The 15,309-nt window shown below is 66.0% G+C and carries 18 protein-coding genes; 11 read left to right on the forward strand and 7 right to left on the reverse strand.

The annotated features are described in order from the left end of the window. Positions 1–696 (reverse strand): FAD-dependent oxidoreductase (locus tag ON23_RS02200; protein WP_039775833.1); only part of this gene is annotated, 696 nt, incomplete at its 3' end. 143 nt (positions 697–839) lie between these two features. Here ON23_RS02200 and ON23_RS02205 point away from each other — a divergent pair. From ON23_RS02205 to ON23_RS02230, 6 genes are all read left to right on the forward strand, one after another. After that, complete coding sequence (locus ON23_RS02205; RefSeq protein WP_030517292.1) at positions 840–1,625, forward strand: 2-keto-4-pentenoate hydratase; 786 nt, start codon at positions 840–842, stop codon at positions 1,623–1,625. 10 nt (positions 1,626–1,635) lie between these two features. Further along, positions 1,636–2,547, forward strand: coding sequence for an acetaldehyde dehydrogenase (acetylating) (locus tag ON23_RS02210; RefSeq protein WP_039775837.1), 912 nt, complete (start codon positions 1,636–1,638; stop codon positions 2,545–2,547). A gap of 13 nt (positions 2,548–2,560) precedes the next feature. Next, a complete protein-coding gene (gene dmpG, locus ON23_RS02215; RefSeq protein ID WP_039775839.1) occupies positions 2,561–3,610 on the forward strand; it encodes a 4-hydroxy-2-oxovalerate aldolase in 1,050 nt (349 codons plus the stop codon). Between the two features lie 383 nt (positions 3,611–3,993). Beyond that, positions 3,994–4,479, forward strand: a complete 486-nt coding sequence (locus tag ON23_RS02220; protein ID WP_143860013.1) for a hypothetical protein — start codon at positions 3,994–3,996, stop codon at positions 4,477–4,479. Between the two features lie 344 nt (positions 4,480–4,823). Further along, positions 4,824–5,426 (forward strand): TetR/AcrR family transcriptional regulator, encoded by a 603-nt coding sequence (locus ON23_RS02225; protein ID WP_039775858.1) that lies wholly within the window; start codon positions 4,824–4,826, stop codon positions 5,424–5,426. Positions 5,427–5,455: 29 nt separating this feature from the next. After that, complete coding sequence (locus ON23_RS02230; RefSeq protein ID WP_039775860.1) at positions 5,456–5,863, forward strand: cupin domain-containing protein; 408 nt, start codon at positions 5,456–5,458, stop codon at positions 5,861–5,863. A gap of 139 nt (positions 5,864–6,002) precedes the next feature. Here ON23_RS02230 and ON23_RS02235 read toward each other — a convergent pair whose 3' ends face one another. After that, positions 6,003–6,320 carry a hypothetical protein gene (locus tag ON23_RS02235; RefSeq protein WP_039775843.1) on the reverse strand — a complete coding sequence of 106 codons (318 nt, stop codon included), beginning with the start codon at positions 6,318–6,320 and terminating at the stop codon, positions 6,003–6,005. Beyond that, the gene (locus ON23_RS02240) at positions 6,320–7,537 is read right to left on the reverse strand and encodes a 3-ketosteroid-9-alpha-monooxygenase, oxygenase component (protein ID WP_039775861.1); all 1,218 of its coding nucleotides are present in this window, start codon (positions 7,535–7,537) and stop codon (positions 6,320–6,322) included. Before ON23_RS02240 ends, ON23_RS02235 begins: the two co-directional genes overlap by 1 nt. 225 nt (positions 7,538–7,762) lie before the next feature. On the opposite strand from ON23_RS02240, the gene hsaA reads away from it, so the two are divergent. The 5 genes from hsaA (at position 7,763) to ON23_RS02265 (ending at position 12,582) form a co-directional block, all read left to right on the forward strand. Next, on the forward strand, positions 7,763–8,932 hold the full coding sequence (gene hsaA, locus ON23_RS02245; protein WP_039775845.1) for a 3-hydroxy-9,10-secoandrosta-1,3,5(10)-triene-9,17-dione monooxygenase oxygenase subunit: 1,170 nt from the start codon (positions 7,763–7,765) through the stop codon (positions 8,930–8,932). Further along, the gene (gene hsaD / locus ON23_RS02250; RefSeq protein WP_039775846.1) at positions 8,932–9,813 is read left to right on the forward strand and encodes a 4,5:9,10-diseco-3-hydroxy-5,9,17-trioxoandrosta-1(10),2-diene-4-oate hydrolase; all 882 of its coding nucleotides are present in this window, start codon (positions 8,932–8,934) and stop codon (positions 9,811–9,813) included. The genes hsaA and hsaD overlap by 1 nt, the downstream gene beginning before the upstream one ends. A 67-nt stretch (positions 9,814–9,880) precedes the next feature. Further along, entirely contained in the window at positions 9,881–10,780 is a 900-nt protein-coding gene (hsaC, locus tag ON23_RS02255; protein WP_039775848.1) for an iron-dependent extradiol dioxygenase HsaC, read from the forward strand. Between the two features lie 23 nt (positions 10,781–10,803). Then, positions 10,804–11,394: a 3-hydroxy-9,10-secoandrosta-1,3,5(10)-triene-9,17-dione monooxygenase reductase subunit gene (gene hsaB / locus ON23_RS02260; RefSeq protein ID WP_039775850.1), complete on the forward strand. Its 591-nt coding sequence runs from the start codon at positions 10,804–10,806 to the stop codon at positions 11,392–11,394. A gap of 279 nt (positions 11,395–11,673) precedes the next feature. Further along, entirely contained in the window at positions 11,674–12,582 is a 909-nt protein-coding gene (locus ON23_RS02265) for an AraC family transcriptional regulator (RefSeq protein WP_039775851.1), read from the forward strand. A 58-nt stretch (positions 12,583–12,640) separates the two neighbouring features. Here the strand turns inward: ON23_RS02265 and ON23_RS02270 are convergent, their stop codons facing one another. Genes ON23_RS02270 through ON23_RS02285 form a run of 4 tightly spaced genes read right to left on the reverse strand, consistent with a single transcriptional unit; the run spans position 12,641 to position 15,093 of the window. Beyond that, positions 12,641–13,390 (reverse strand): DUF427 domain-containing protein, encoded by a 750-nt coding sequence (locus ON23_RS02270; protein ID WP_039775854.1) that lies wholly within the window; start codon positions 13,388–13,390, stop codon positions 12,641–12,643. After that, entirely contained in the window at positions 13,387–14,262 is an 876-nt protein-coding gene (locus ON23_RS02275) for a helix-turn-helix domain-containing protein (protein WP_051041856.1), read from the reverse strand. The genes ON23_RS02270 and ON23_RS02275 overlap by 4 nt, the downstream gene beginning before the upstream one ends. Further along, entirely contained in the window at positions 14,259–14,780 is a 522-nt protein-coding gene (locus tag ON23_RS02280; protein ID WP_051041858.1) for a DUF6879 family protein, read from the reverse strand. The genes ON23_RS02275 and ON23_RS02280 overlap by 4 nt, the downstream gene beginning before the upstream one ends. Continuing rightward, positions 14,758–15,093: a hypothetical protein gene (locus ON23_RS02285; RefSeq protein ID WP_039775857.1), complete on the reverse strand. Its 336-nt coding sequence runs from the start codon at positions 15,091–15,093 to the stop codon at positions 14,758–14,760. Before ON23_RS02285 ends, ON23_RS02280 begins: the two co-directional genes overlap by 23 nt. Between the last annotated feature and the right edge of the window lie 216 nt (positions 15,094–15,309).

The raw sequence follows: 15,309 nt of genomic DNA on the forward strand, positions 1-15,309 counted from the left end.
CAGGGGAGTGTTGAGCAGCACCGGGACGTTCGCGTCCTGCAGGCCCTTGCGCATGGCCGCGATGATGGCCTGGCCCATGCCCACGATCTGCTTGCCGGTGAATTTCGCCAGGTAGGTGCGGGCGCCGACCCGCATGGCGCGCATCATGCCCTTCGGATGCCGCCTGATGAGGTTCAGGCGCACGAAGTCGGTCTGCATGACGACGACATTGAGCGGGGCCTTGGCGTAGGGCGGTTCCAGATTCGCGGCCTCGGCGCCGAGCACCTTCAGGTTGAACGGCTTCGGCTCGCAGGAGCGGCCGGAGCCCAGGCCGCCGGGGGCCTCGGGGTGGTAGTCGGAGTAGCCGGGAACCCAGGTCATCTTCAGCGGAGAGTGATCGAGGACGAAGTCGAACGCCTCGGCACCGCGGTCGATGTAGGTGTCGATCTTCTCTTCAGGCACCACGTCACCGATGATGCTGTGCAGGTAGCGGCGGGCCTCCTCCCGGTCGTCGGGCCGGCCGGACGCCTTCAGCGCCTTGTTGCCCGGGATCCACACACCGCCACCACTACGCGCGGTCGAACCGCCGTAGTGCGCGGCCTTTTCGATGAGCACCGCGCGCAGTCCGTGGTGCGCGGCGGCGAGGGCGGCGGTCATTCCGGCGGCGCCGCTGCCGACCACCACCACGTCGTATTCCCGATCAGTCATGTAGAACACGTTATAGAATCGGATCAGGTTCGGTCTATATTGGTCTGGCAGATGGGACTGCTGACACGAGAAAATGCAGGAAAACTCGTTTCAGTTTGTATCCCGTTCACCGGCTGGTCCCCAGACCGAGCGCCCCAATGGAAGGAACAAGCGTGCTGTCCGACGCGGTACGGAATGAACTGGCCGCGGAGCTCGCGGTCGCCGAACGAGACCGGGTGCCGATCGATCCGCTGGTCACGCGGTATGCGGCGATCGACGTGGTCGACGCCTACGAGATTCAGCTCATCAACATCCGGCAGCGGCTGGCCGACGGCGCGAAGGTGGTCGGGCACAAGGTCGGGCTCTCCTCGAAGGCCATGCAGGAGATGATGGGCGTCGACGAACCCGACTACGGCCATCTCCTCGCGGATATGCAGGTGTTCGAGGACGTTCCGGTCGACACGTCGAAGTACCTGTTCCCGCGCGTCGAGGTCGAGGTCGGTTTCGTGCTGGGCGCGGATCTGCCGGGCGAGGAGTGCACCGAGGCCGACGTGCTGGCCGCGACGGTCGCCTACGCTCCCGCCATCGAGCTGATCGACACCCGCATCAAGAACTGGAATATCGCGTTGTGCGACACCATCGCCGACAACGCGTCCTCGGCCGGTTGGGTGCTCGGGCCGGAGCGGGTGGCCCCGGATGCGCTGGACATCAAGGCCATCGACGCGACGTTGACCCGCAACGGCGAGGTCGTCGCCCAGGGCCGCAGCGACGCGGTGCTCGACGATCCGACCATCGCGGTGGCCTGGCTGGCCCGCAAGGTCGCCTCGTTCGGGGTGCGGTTGAAGGCCGGTGACATCGTGCTGCCGGGTTCGTGCACCCGCGCCATCGACGCCCGTCCGGGTGACGACTTCCATGCCGAGTTCGCTGGACTCGGTTCCGTCCGTTTGACATTCAGCTGAGGGAGATCAAGTGACCGACAACGGGAAGGTTACAGCCGCGATCGTCGGCTCCGGCAACATCAGCACCGATCTGCTGTACAAGCTGCTGCGGTCGGAGCGGATCGAACCGCGCTGGATGATCGGTATCGATCCGGACAGTGAGGGTCTGAAGCGGGCCCGCGGGCTGGGGCTGGAGACCTCGCACGAGGGCGCCGACTGGCTGCTCGCGCTGCCGGAGAAGCCGGACATGCTGTTCGAGGCCACCTCGGCCTACGTGCACCGCGAATACGCGCCGAAGTACGAGGCGGCCGGTATCCGCGCGGTGGATCTCACCCCCGCCGCGGTCGGCCCGGCCGTCGTGCCGCCGGTGAACCTGGGTGCGAATATCGACACCCCGAACGTCAACATGATCACCTGCGGTGGGCAGGCGACGATTCCGATCGTCGCGGCCGTCTCGCGCGTGGTCGAGGTGCCCTACGCCGAGATCGTCGCCTCGGTCTCCTCGGTCTCGGCCGGTCCGGGTACTCGCGCCAATATCGACGAGTTCACCAAGACCACCAGCAAGGGTGTGGAGACCATCGGTGGTGCGAAGCGCGGTAAGGCGATCATCATCCTCAACCCGGCCGAGCCGCCGATGATCATGCGCGACACCATCTTCGCCGCCATTCCCGAGGATGCCGACACCGATGCGATCAGCGAGTCCATCCACCGGATGGTCGCCGACATCCAGGAGTACGTGCCCGGCTACCGCCTGCTCAACGAACCGCAGTTCGACGAGCCGAGCGTGATTTCCGGTGGGATGGCGAAGGTTTCGGTGTTCGTGGAGGTCGAGGGCGCGGGCGACTTCCTGCCCCCGTACGCCGGCAACCTCGACATCATGACCGCCGCCGCCACCCGGGTGGGCGAGGTCATGGCCGAACAGATCCTCACGGCTCGGGTCTAGGAGGGACCAGATCATGAACTACGTATTGCAGCCGTTCTCCCAGGAACTCGACGTCCGCGTCACCGACACCTCGCTGCGCGACGGTTCCCATCACAAGCGTCACCAGTTCACCGCCACCGAGGTGCGCGATATCGTCGCGGCCGTCGACGCCGCCGGCGTACCGGTGATCGAGGTGACCCACGGTGACGGCCTTGGCGGTTCCTCGTTCAACTACGGGTTCTCCAAAACCCCTGAGCAGGAACTGATCACGATCGCGGCGCAGACCGCGAAGCAGGCCGAGATCGCGGTCCTCATGCTGCCCGGCGTGGGCGTCAAGGAGGACATCAAGATCTCCCAGGACAACGGCGCGTCCATCGTCCGCATCGCCACCCACTGCACCGAGGCCGACGTCTCGATCCAGCACTTCGGCTATGCCCGCGACCTCGGCATGGAGACCGTCGGCTTCCTGATGATGTCGCATTCGCAGCCGCCGGAGGTGCTCGCGAAGCAGGCGCGCATCATGGCCGACGCGGGATGCCAGTGCGTCTACGTGGTGGACTCCGCGGGTGCGCTGGTGCTGGATCAGGTGTCCGACCGCATCGCCGCGGTCGCCGCCGAACTGGGTGACGACGCCCAGGTCGGCTTCCACGGCCACGAGAATCTCGACCTCGCCGTCGCCAACTCCATCTACGCGGTCAAGGCCGGCGCCAAGCAGATCGACGGCAGCGCACGGCGTTTCGGCGCCGGTGCGGGCAACACCCCGGTCGAGGCATTCGTCGGCGTCGCCGACAAGATCGGCATCAAGACCGGTATCGACTTCTTCGCCATCGCCGATGCCGCCGAGGACGTCGTGCGCCCGGCCATGCCGCAGGAATGCCTGCTCGACCGCCAGGCCCTGATGATGGGCTACGCGGGCGTGTACTCGAGCTTCCTCAAGCACGCCGAGCGCCAAGCCGAACGTTACGGCGTCTCGGCGGCCGAAATGCTGGTGCGTGCCGGTAAGCGCAAGCTGGTCGGCGGCCAGGAGGATCAGCTGATCGACATCGCGCTGGAACTGCAGCGGGAACAGACCGCCTCCGCCTGAGCGTATCGAGATCGACGGGCCGTGAACGTGAATCGTTCGCGGTCCGTTCTCGTGTTCCGGTGCACATCCGGTGCACATCCGAACGAGCACGGCGGTGATGGTCTCGTGTGATGCCTTCCCGATCGTCCGGTCATTTCGTTAGTGCGGTGCCTGCACGCGCGCGAGCCGCTCGGCGAGGGGCGGCGTCGACGGTGCCTGCTTCGTCGTGGCATCCGCTGTCGAATCGCGATGTCGATGTGCCGCTCGGTCCCCCGCGGAAAGTGTGCGTTAACGCGCGTCAGGTCCGAACCGATCCGGATTACGGGTCTGGGAGGCGCTGTACTCTTGCGCGGCAAGCAATTCTGCTCTCGATTATCCGCGCGGACGAAAACATAGGAGTTGCTGTGAACATACGAGCGTTGATCGGCGGATCTGTTGCCGCTGTGGCGATTTCGATGGCGGGTGGGGCGGTGGCGGATGCGCAACCGTTCGTCGCCGCGAACGGGCCCACGGTGCAGAACCCGGCCGATTATCTGGTGGGCGACACGGTGTATTTCAATGCCGGGTACGCCAATTGCTCGATGCATCCCAACGGTGACGTCGGCTGTGACATCAGCCCCGGAATCGCCACTCTGTTCGGAATTCCCATCAACAATGTCGCCATCGACCTGCCGTTCCTCCCGGCGCATCCGACCTTCGGTCTGACCGGCCCGCTCGGCCGGGCCGGCAGCCGTTCCATCGACTCGGGGCCCGCCTCCGACGGCTACGACTACGGCGGTGTCATCAACTACGGCGGCGCCACCTGCAGTGCCGGCGGCCGCGGCGCGGTGCAGTGCAGCTCGAAGGGGCACACCTTCAACTTCGGCTGGTCGGGCACCAACCTCAGCTGATACCGGGACCGATTCGGCGGGCCGCGAACGTGGGAGCGTTCGCGGCCCGCGGGCGTCGGTGCCCGGGAGAAGTCGGCGCCGGTAGAGGGCGGTGTCCGGGAGAAGTCGGCCGGGCGTTTCGATCGGGAACGTGGAACGAGCAGGTTGATACACTCGTGTATCCATATGTCCAGGGAGAGGAAGCGCTCGTGACGTCTCTCGGTGCCCGGCGTTCGTCCGAGCCCGGGCACGGCCGCTCGCCGGCACGTCGCGGCGACTCGACCGCCGAATCGGTGTCGGTCGGTGTTCGACCATCCGTGGACGATGCCGCTGTCACGAGCGGCAGCACACGTCGCGAACCGCGAATGACCAAGCGGCGGGCCGAGACTCGGCAACGGTTGCTCGATGCCGCCTTCGACGCGTTCGCCGACGAGGGGTTCGGCCGGTGCACGGTCGAGCAGATCTGTGAGCGCGCCGGATTCACCCGTGGGGCGTTCTACTCGAACTTCAGTTCGCTGGAGGAACTGTTCCTGGCGATGTGGGAGTTGCGGTCCGCCGAGATGCTGCGCGAACTGACGGGAGTGCTGGACTCGGAGTCCGGCACCGATGTCCACGACCTGCGCGCCGGTGTGGAACAGGTGCTGCGGGCGGTTCCGCTGGACGACAAGTGGTTTCGCATCACCGCCGAATTCACCGCCCACGCCCTGCGCAACCCGCCGCTGCGGCGGGTGATGGTCGCGCGGGAGAACGCGATCGTGGCGGCCCTGCTGCCGGTCCTCGAGGCCCTGCTGAACCGCGCCGGACGCACCGTCACCGATCGTGAGGGGCTGGGCCGCGCGGTGGTCGCGGTCCACGACGGTACCTCACAGCAGTGCCTGCTCGAACCCGGCGACGCCGCGGTCCGCGAGCAACGCACGACCCTGTTCACCCATGTCGCGATGGCCTACAGCGCGGCCCGGGACCTGTGATGCCACCGATCACCCCGCAGGAGGCGACGATGTCCGAACGACCCGAACTGGCCGAGGCACTGGATCTGCAACCGCATCCCGAGGGTGGCTGGTTCCGCGAAACCTACCGCAGCCCGGTCGAATTCGAGCCGGACGGCTACGACGGCGCGCGCGCATCCGCCACCGCCATCCACTTCCTGCTGCTGCCGCACGAGAAGTCCGCGCCGCATACCGTGCGCTCGGACGAGATCTGGTTGTGGCAGCGCGGTGGCCCGCTGCTGCTGAACATCGGCGGTGACGAAGTGATCCTCGGCCCGGACGTCGAACGGGGCCAGCTCCTGCAGGCCGTGGTGCCCGCCGGTGTCAGCCAGGCCGCACGCCCGGCCGGTGACGACTATGTGCTGGTGAGCTGCGTGGTCGCGCCCGGATTCGATTTCGCGGACTTCCGGCTGGACTGATCGCCGGGGTGAACACATCGTGCAAACCTCGGCGATTCGGCGCGATTTCCGCCTTTCGCGCGGAGGTTTGCACGAATAGTTCAGGCCCGCCCACCGTATCCCTGTCGAATACGGTGAGCGGGCACGGAGCAGCGCCTACCTACTCGTCGATCGCCAGCATGCCCTCATCGATCGCATACTGGATCGACTTCTCCAGGTCCGGGCACGGATCCGGCCGCCCCGGCCCGGCCAGTTTCGCGAAGACCGGGCAGTGTTCGGCCGGGCTGACCGTCCACTGCACCGAGCGCTGGTGCGAGGAGGACTTGCGGACCAGGACTTCCACTCCGCATGCCCGGCAAGCCACCGGCGTCAGGCCGTCTTCGAGATAGCGCTGCTTGTCGACGACCGTCTGGGCACGCACCTGTTCCCGGCGTTCCGGGCGGTCCGCGAAATCGGGTGCTTTCGCCCAGGAGACCATCAGGCACCCGCCTCCTGCTTGACGGCAGGGTCCTGCTGTGCCGCGTCCTCTTCCTTCTTGCGCCGCAGATTCTCGGCGACCTCGGCCTCCCAGTGCTCGTTGGCCTTGGTGGTGTCGACCTCGAATTCGAAGCGCTGCACCATCTTCGGGTCGATATCGGCGACGTCGACGTAGAACTGGTCGTACCAGCGGCGCAGCTGATAGACCGGGCCGTCCTCCTCGCAGAGCAGCGGGTTGTCGATCTTGGACTTGTGCTTCCAGATCTCCACGTCCTGCAGGAAGCCGTCACCGAAGAAGTCGGTCATGGACTTGGCCAGCTTCTCGGCGGTCTCGTCGTCGATACCCTTGGGCTTCTCGACCGAGAGGCCGTACTGCAGCACGAACGAATCCTGCGTGACCGGGTAGTGGCAGTTGATCAGCTGGACCTTGATCTGGTAGCCGCCGTAGATATTGGTCAGCGGGTTGATCATGTAGGACGGGCCGAAGTAGGACGCCTCCGACTTCAGCAGCGTCTCCCCGCCGTACTTGGCGGCCATGCCGATGTCCGGACGGCCCTTCGTCTCGAGGAACTGCGTGGCCACGTGGCCTTCGAAGACGTTCTTGAAGTACGTCGGGAAGGCGAAGTGGATGTAGAAGAAGTGGGCCATGTCCACCACGTTGTCCACGATCTCGCGGCAGTTGGCGCCCTCGATCAGCATCGTGTTCCAGGTGAACGGGGTCCAGTCGTTGTTGCGCTCCTCGAGCGGGTTGCCGTCGGCGTCGGTGTAGGGCCCCTCGATGTAGGGGATGGTGACGTCGTCCGGCGGCGGATTGCCCTCGTGGTCGTGCCAGACGTACAGCTGGCCGTTGCGCTCGAGGGTGGTCCAGGCGCGGGTGCGGGCCAGCGGCGGCACACGCCGCGCGTACGGGATCGAGGTGCAGCGGCCGTTGCCGCCCCAGCGCCAGTCGTGGAACGGGCACGCGATGGAGTCGCCCTTGATCTCGCCCATGCTGAGATCGCCGCCGAGGTGGCGGCAGTAGGCGTCGAGCACTTTCAGCTCGTCGTTGCTGTCGGCCCACACCACGAGTTTGGTGCCGAAAGCCTGCACGGCATGCGGCTTACCGTCGCGAAACGTCTCGGCCAGGCCCAGGCAATGCCAGCCCCGCGCGTACCGCGTCGGTGTCGAGCCGACGTCGATCTCGCGGACCTTCCCGCTCCGCTGTGCGGTTTCTGCCATCGTCATCCCTCCTCTGGAAGTACTAGAACACGTTACAAAATTGAGCGGCCCAGCGCCAGCTATTCCGTTGACTACCAGGCAAAGGTGTTCGTTGTGGGACAATGAACACCCGTTCTCGACATAAATAAGAACGTGTTCTAGTCTCAAGACAAGTATCGGTTCCGCAGAACGGAATGCGACCGATACACCCGTTCCGATTTCGACCAGGCAGGAGCAGCCCCCGAGATGACGCAAGAAGTAACCGAGCGGGTCGAAGCACTGTTGCCGAAGCTGCGCGAACAAGCGCAGGAGGCAGAAGATCTGCGCCGCATCCCAGACGAGACCATGAAGGCGCTGCAAGAGACCGGTTTCTTCAAGCTGCTGCAGCCGCGCCAGTGGGGCGGATACGCCGCCGATCCGGTCGTGTTCTACGACACCGTGCGCAAGATCGCCAGCGCCTGCGGGTCCACCGGCTGGGTGGCCGGCATCATCGGCGTGCACAACTGGCATCTGGCGCTGTTCGACCAGCAGGCACAGGAAGAGGTCTGGGGCGAGGACACCCAGGTCCGCATCTCCTCCTCCTACGCCCCGATGGGTGCGGGTGTGGTGACCGAGAGCGGCGACGGCTACATCGTCAACGGCTCCTGGGCCTGGTCGTCGGGTAGCGATCACGCCACCTGGACCTTCGTCGGCGGCCCGGTGATCAAGGACGGTAAGCCGGTCGACTTCGGCAGCTTCCTGGTACCGCGCACCGACTACCGCATCGACGACGTGTGGAACGTGGTGGGCCTCAAGGGCACCGGCTCCAACACCCTGGTGCTGGAGAACGTCTTCGTGCCGCGGCACCGCTTCCTCAGCTACAAGAGCATGAACGACCTGACCGCGCCCGGTCTGCAGCAGAACACGGACCCGGTCTACAAGATGCCGTGGGGCACCATCCATCCCACCACCATCTCCACGCCGATCGTCGGCATGGCCTACGGCGCGCTGGACGCGCACGTGGAGCATCAGGGCAAGCGCCTGCGCGCGGCCTACGCCGGTGAGAAGGCCAAGGACGACCCGTTCGCCAAGGTGCGCATCGCCGAGGCCGCCAGCGATATCGACGCCGCGTGGCGGCAGCTGTCGGGCAATGTCGCCGACGAGTACAAGCTGCTGGTCGCCGGCGGGGAGATTCCGTTCGATCTGCGCGTGGCCGCGCGTCGCGATCAGGTCCGCGCCACCGGCCGGGCCATCGCCTCGATCGACAAGCTGTTCGAGAGCTCGGGTGCGACCGCGCTCGCGAACGGCACTCCGCTGCAGCGTTTCTGGCGCGACGCGCACGCCGGTCGCGTGCATGCCGCCAACGATCCCGAGCGCGCCTACATGATGTACGGCACCCACGCGTTCGGCCTGCCGGTCACCGACGGGATGGTGTGATGACCGCCGTCTCGGAGCTGACCTACGAGTCCACCTCGAAGTTCGCCCAGGTCCGCCCGGATCTGAAGCTGCACTATCACGAGGCCGGCGAGGGCAACGGTCCCACCATCGTGCTGCTGCACGGCGGTGGCCCGGGCGCCTCGTCGTGGTCGAACTTCGCGCGCAACATTCCGGTGCTGGCGCAGCACTTCCACGTGCTCGCCGTGGATCAGCCGGGCTTCGGCCAGTCGGACAAGCCGACCGACCACCCGCAATACTTCGTGCACAGCGCCTCGGCGCTGAAGGACCTGCTCGACACCCTGGGCATCACCGAACGTGTTCACCTGCTGGGCAATTCGCTGGGTGGCGGCGCGGCGGTGCGCTTCGCGCTCGACTATCCGGACCGGGCCGGCAAGCTGGTCCTGATGGGGCCCGGCGGACTGAGCACCAACCTGTTCGCGCCGGACCCCACCGAGGGCGTCAAGGCTCTGGGCAAGTTCAACGTCGAGCCCACCCGCGACAACCTGGAGAAGTTCCTGCGGATCATGGTCTTCGACCAGTCGCTCGTCACGCCGGAACTGCTCGACGAGCGCTTCGCCTCGGCCGGCACGCCCGAAGCGCTGGCTGCGACCCGCGCGATGGGTAAGTCGTTCGCGAGCGCGGACTTCGAGAAGGGCATGCTGTGGCGGGAGGCCTACAAGCTACGCCAGCCGGTGCTGCTCATCTGGGGCCGTGAGGACCGGGTGAATCCGCTCGACGGCGCGCTGGTGGCGCTGAAGACCATCCCGCGCGCGCAGCTGCACGTGTTCGGCGGTTGCGGGCACTGGGCGCAGCTGGAGAAGTTCGACGAATTCAACCGGCTGGCAACCGATTTCCTCTTCGGTTCGAAGGAGGCACGATGACCTACCATGGCGCAGCCGGTCATCGGGCCGACCGGGTGCGGGTGTCCCGCAAAGCAAAGGGGGCACGATGAGTATTCGTGCGCTCGGGTACATGCGCATCGAGGCGACCGACGTGGCCGCCTGGCGCGAGTACGGGCTCAAGGTGCTCGGCATGATGGAGGCGGACGGGCCGAATCCGGATGCCCTCTATCTGCGGATGGACGATTTCCCCGCCCGCCTGGTGATCGTTCCGGGTGAGAAGGACCGTCTGCAGGTCTCGGGCTGGGAGGTCACCGATGCCCCTGGGCTGCAACGGCTTCGGGAGACGTTGACCAAGGCCGACGTCGCCTTCGAGGAGGGCACCAAGGACGAGCTCGCGGAGCGGCGCGTCGAGGGCATGATCCGCTTCCAGGATCCCTCCGGCAATACGCTCGAGGCGTTCTACGGCGCCCAGTACCTGGCCCGGCGCTTCGTCAGTCCCTACGGCCACAAGTTCGTCACCGCCGAACAGGGCCTGGGACATGTCGTGCTGACCTGCACCGATGATGCCGAAGCGCAGGCGTTCTACCAGGACGTCCTGGGGTTCCGGCTGCGCGATTCGATGCGGCTGCCACCACAGGTCGTCGGCCGGCCCGCCGACGGCGACCCGGCGTGGCTGCGCTTCTACGGCTGCAATCCGCGCCACCACGCGCTGGCGTTCCTGCCGCTGCCGAATCCGACCGGCATCGTGCACCTCATGGTCGAGGTGGAGAATTCCGACGACGTCGGACTGTGCCTGGATCGCGCACTGCGCAAGAAGGTCAAGATGTCGGCCACCCTCGGCCGGCACATCAACGACAAGATGTTGTCGTTCTACATGAAGACCCCCGGGGGATTCGACATCGAATTCGGCTGTGAGGGTTTGGAAGTCGACGACCACTCCTGGATCGCGCGGGAATCCACCGCGGTGAGCCTGTGGGGTCACGACTTCACGGTGGGATTCAAGTAGCGAGCGCGGAGAGGGCGACAACCATGACCGCCACGGGCGAATACCCCGAGATCGACGGCCGGCAGTTCCGGAATGTGCTGGGACAGTTCTGCACCGGTATCACGGTGATCACCACCTTCGCCGAGGCCGAGGACGCCGAGCGGGCGCCGATCGGTTTCGCCTGTCAGTCCTTCGCCGCCCTCTCCCTCGACCCGCCGCTCGTGCTGTTCTGCCCCACCAAGGGATCGCGGTCCTGGGCCGCGATCGAGCAGTCGGGACGGTTCTGCGTGAACGTCCTGGCCGAGGAACAACAACAGGTGTGTGCCCGCTTCGGTTCCCGCGAACCCGACAAGTTCGCCGGAATCGGCTGGAGCACTTCGGATCTGGGACTTCCGGTCCTGGACGACGCGCTGGCCACGATCCAGTGCACGGTGGACAGCGTCGTCGACGGCGGCGATCACTACATCGTGATCGGCCGGGTACTGGCCCTGTCGGAGTCCACGGACTCCGGCAGGCCGCTTCTCTTCTACCGCGGCCAGTACACCGCCATCGAACCCGAGAAGACCACGCCGGCCCCCTGGCGGGCCGATCTCGAACACTTCCTCACCACCACCACCCTGGACACCTGGTTGTAGGTCCGGGCGATCGTCGAGGGCGGGCACCTTCCCCGGTGGCCGCCCTCCGCTGTTTCGCGTGACCGGCCGGTATCCGGAATGCGTGGGACGGACCGTGGTGAGCCGGCACGTCGGCGTAGCCCGGTGGCGGATCTGTCATGGTCACCTCGCGTGGCCGGTACCGACGAGGAATCGTCCCGTGCTGGGCGCTGCCGTGTCCGGTGGACGCGTTGACCGCGACCGGGGCGGTCAGCATGCTGGTGATCGACGCGGTGTGAGATCGGCCGAGTGGGGCAGTGTGTGGATATCTTGAGTGAGACGGTGGCGGCGGTGCGGACCGGGCTGCCCGCCTCGGGACTGTTCGTGCGGCACGCGCCCTGGGGCAGGCGGTATCCGCTGGTGCCGGGGGCCGGTTTCCATATCGTCCTGCAGGGTGAGTGCTGGTTGCTGGCGCCCGAGTCGGAGCCGGTGGCGATGGGGCCGGGCGATGTGTTGTTCATGCCGCGCGGTGCCGCGCATGTGATCGCGGACAGTCCGCACAGTGCGATCACCGAGGTGGCGACCCCCGGAGAGCCGCGTGAGATTCCCGGGCCGGGATCGCGGACCACCCTGCTGTGCGGGGCGTACGAGGTCAGCCGGAGTCGCCGTCATCCGCTGCTGGACCAACTGCCCGACTTCCTGCATCTGCCCGCCGATCCGGACCGCTCCCCGGCGCTGCGTGCCGCGGTGGATCTGCTCGTCGGCGAGCTCACGGAGCCGCGGCCGGGCACCGACGCCGCCGTACCCGCGCTGCTGGATACGCTGCTGCTGTTCGTCCTGCGCTCCTGGTACGAACAGGCCGAAACCTCCGGCTGGGCAGGCGCTTTCGCCGATCCGGCGGTGTCGGCGACGCTGCGCGCCATCCACGCCGAACCCGCGCGGGCCTGGACCGTGCCCGAGCTGAGCGCGATGGCGGGAGTATCCCGGGCCACCCTGACCCGCCGGTTCGCCGCGACCGTCGGCGAGGCGCCGCTGTCGTATCTGACCCGCTGGCGCATGCTCACCGCCGCCCGCCTGCTGCGCGAGACCGACCTGCCGATCGCGGCGATCGCGCATCGCGTCGGCTACGGTTCCGAATTCGCCTTCGCCAAGGCGTTCAAGCGCGAATACACACTGGCTCCCGGGCGTTATCGCCGCGCCGAGGAGTCGCCACCCGTCCTCGCGGTGTGAGGCGGCCGAATGCGTCCGTAAAAACCCCGTGCCGCTACGCCAGTGGTAGCGCCGTGATTCAGCTGAACGGGGTCGAGTGTTCCTGCCGGACCCCGTCGACGTACAGCTCGACCTTCTCGTTGTAGAAGCAGACCAGCCCGGCGACCTTCTGGCTCTCCGGCAGGGGAGTGCGGTAGTACCAGACCAGATCGGGGTAGTCGGTGTCGCCGACGCGGATGTTGTAGTACTCGGCGGTGCCCTTGTAGGGGCAACTCGTCGTGGTGGCCGAGGGCGTGAGCAGATCCATCCGCACATCGGTCAGCGGCAGGTAGTAGCGCGGGACGAGCCCGGTCTCGTAGAGGATGTGCGGCGAATTCGATTCCGCCACAACCTCTCCGCCGAGTTCCACCCGCACAGTGCGGGAACTGGCGAGAATGTCGACGCGCGTATAGGGATTGCGCGGATGAACGTAGATCGGCTCGTCCTCCTCGAACCACCGATCCATCTGTTCCCACTCCAAGCGGATGTGCTCACGCAGCTCCGGGATCGGCGACTCCGGATAGCGAAGGGCCGCAGCGGGTCTGGTGGTATCACCGATCACCACGTCGTAGATGTCGCCCTCGCCGCGACTCGTGGAGTGCTTGGTCGACCCGGTCGCGACCAGTTCCGCGCGAACATCCTCGACCGGCACGTAGTACATGGGGTAGTAGGGACTCTCCCAGACCAGCAGCGGACGAATGGTGTCCGCGACGACGTGCCCGCCCACATAGGCCCGAATCCGCCGATGCCCCGCCTCGGTCCGTACCCGCCCCCGATTGGTCTCGGTCATTTCACCCACGGTACGCGCGGAAGGTGACGCGGTGTCTCGGCCGTCCGAGATTCGATCGCGCGGCGGATGATCTCCCGGGCTTGGTCTCCTGTCACGGATTGTTCGACGAGTTCAGCGAACAATCGACCGTAGACAGCGATCTCTCGCGGCTGAGTAATCGTCAACTCGGCTGTGACCGCTTCCACGAGTGTCAGTCGTTCGTCGAAGATGACGAAATTGGTCGTTTGCATCGGTACTTCGGCTTGTGCCGGAACGATGCCGAGAAGGACGCGGGGGAGCCCGATGACGGCTAGAAGCCGGTCGAGTTGTCCGAGCACTACGGCGTCCGTGCCGACAGTGGTGTGCAGGGCTTGCTCGGCCACCAGGATGTGAAACCGGTGATCGCCGCGGTACAGCATTTGCTGGCGCTCGAGCCGTTTCGACACGCCCTCGTCCAGGTCATCAGGCACCTGGTAGAAGTCGATGTACCGGCGCAAGACGGCCGCCGCATATTCGGCGGTTTGCAGGATGCCGGGGATGATGGTCGGCTGAAAGATCCGCATCAGTTTCGACTCTTCGGCGAGCTTCACCGCTTCCTGCTGGCGACGTTTCGTACCGGTGCCGAGAACCTTCCGCCATTCGAGATATGCGGCTTGGACGTTTCGCAGCGTGGCTATGAGGTCTGGCAGCTGGTCCTCGTTACCGGTATGGGCGCAGTAGGCGTGTAAATGTGCTTCTGTCGGGCTCCTGTCGCCGGTCTCGATCTTCGACACCACCGATTCGTGCCAGCCGGCCAGGGCGGCCAGCTGGCGGCCGGACATCCCGGCGTCGCGACGAAGCCCTCGGAGGATTGCCCCGAGGGCCCGCCGCTGTTCATGAATTGCGTTCGTCACTGCTTGGCATACTCCGCATACGGGATTGCCAGCTTCCACAACCGTTCGCGTACTCGAAGGCAGTACTCGACGATTTCGGGATCGGTGGTGACCGCCAGGCCGCCGGCGGGCGCTCCGGCCGAATCGGTCAGGTTGTAGACCACGCGTTGCGCATCCATCAGCCACCAGTCGTCCGGCGGTACTTGTCCAGCGATGTGGCGGGGTACGTATCGGATGTCCTCGCCGGCATGGATGTTGGACCCTGTAACCGACAGCAACCACCGCTGGTAGTCCGAATGAGGTTCGGTAACCACGCGTACCCGGGACACTGTCACGCCTCGGGCGGTTGTTTCTCGCATGAGGTCTTGCCAGGGCGTGTGGCTGTACGGTGCCGGCTCGCCGGCCAGGAATGCCCGTACCCGGGATTCTTCGTCGGGTACGTGATATTCGTCCCGGACTTCGAGATGGAAGGCGCTCCGCGTGAGCTCACGAAACAGGTTCGACCACAGGTCCGGCTCAGTGTTGGGGCGCAGCAGCATTGCCGTAGTACCTCCGTACTCGTTTCGGAACCTCGATCGCCGTCTCATTCTCTGCCAACGTGAGCATGCTGAACACGTCCGGTTCGGTGATCGGCCGGCCGGAGACCGCGAACGTACCGCGGCCGGTGTCGGTCATCGTTGAGCCGATGAACGTATCCGGCTCCGCAAATGCCGGCAGTAGATGCGGGATCTCAACGGTTCCAGCGGTTGTCGTCTCCCAGCCCTGCACGATGTAGGTGCCTCGATCGGTTGCGTAGAGGCTGGGGCAGCCGCCTGAGTCGGACCCGCCTTTGCCCAGGAACTTCAGGTTCAACGTCCTATCTCCCGTCCAGAGTGTGGCGCTTCTTGGCTCTTACTCGCAGTATGTTCTCGCAAATCAACCGCTTTCGCCGCAGGTAAGACACTTTTGCCAAGTAATGTCAAGTTGGTAGACCGACTGTTGTGCCCGTTCCTACCGTTCTGACCGGGCCTCGGCACCGGGCTGAAACGACTTCCCCGGTGCCGGGTGCCATACCAAGGCACACAGGGG

It is taken from the genome of Nocardia cerradoensis NBRC 101014 (assembly GCF_000308535.1).
GTDB lineage: Bacteria > Actinomycetota > Actinomycetes > Mycobacteriales > Mycobacteriaceae > Nocardia > Nocardia cerradoensis.

Excerpts from the sequence above, each read along its gene's own strand:
- dmpG (WP_039775839.1), top strand. The coding sequence starts at position 2,561 with ATGAACTACGTATTGCAGCCGTTCTCCCAGGAACTCGACGTCCGCGTC.
- ON23_RS02225 (WP_039775858.1), top strand. The coding sequence starts at position 4,824 with ATGACCAAGCGGCGGGCCGAGACTCGGCAACGGTTGCTCGATGCCGCC.
- ON23_RS02230 (WP_039775860.1), top strand. The coding sequence starts at position 5,456 with ATGTCCGAACGACCCGAACTGGCCGAGGCACTGGATCTGCAACCGCAT.
- ON23_RS02235 (WP_039775843.1), bottom strand. The coding sequence starts at position 6,320 with ATGGTCTCCTGGGCGAAAGCACCCGATTTCGCGGACCGCCCGGAACGC.
- ON23_RS02240 (WP_039775861.1), bottom strand. The coding sequence starts at position 7,537 with ATGGCAGAAACCGCACAGCGGAGCGGGAAGGTCCGCGAGATCGACGTC.
- hsaA (WP_039775845.1), top strand. The coding sequence starts at position 7,763 with ATGACGCAAGAAGTAACCGAGCGGGTCGAAGCACTGTTGCCGAAGCTG.
- hsaD (WP_039775846.1), top strand. The coding sequence starts at position 8,932 with ATGACCGCCGTCTCGGAGCTGACCTACGAGTCCACCTCGAAGTTCGCC.
- hsaC (WP_039775848.1), top strand. The coding sequence starts at position 9,881 with ATGAGTATTCGTGCGCTCGGGTACATGCGCATCGAGGCGACCGACGTG.
- hsaB (WP_039775850.1), top strand. The coding sequence starts at position 10,804 with ATGACCGCCACGGGCGAATACCCCGAGATCGACGGCCGGCAGTTCCGG.
- ON23_RS02270 (WP_039775854.1), bottom strand. The coding sequence starts at position 13,390 with ATGACCGAGACCAATCGGGGGCGGGTACGGACCGAGGCGGGGCATCGG.
- ON23_RS02280 (WP_051041858.1), bottom strand. The coding sequence starts at position 14,780 with ATGCTGCTGCGCCCCAACACTGAGCCGGACCTGTGGTCGAACCTGTTT.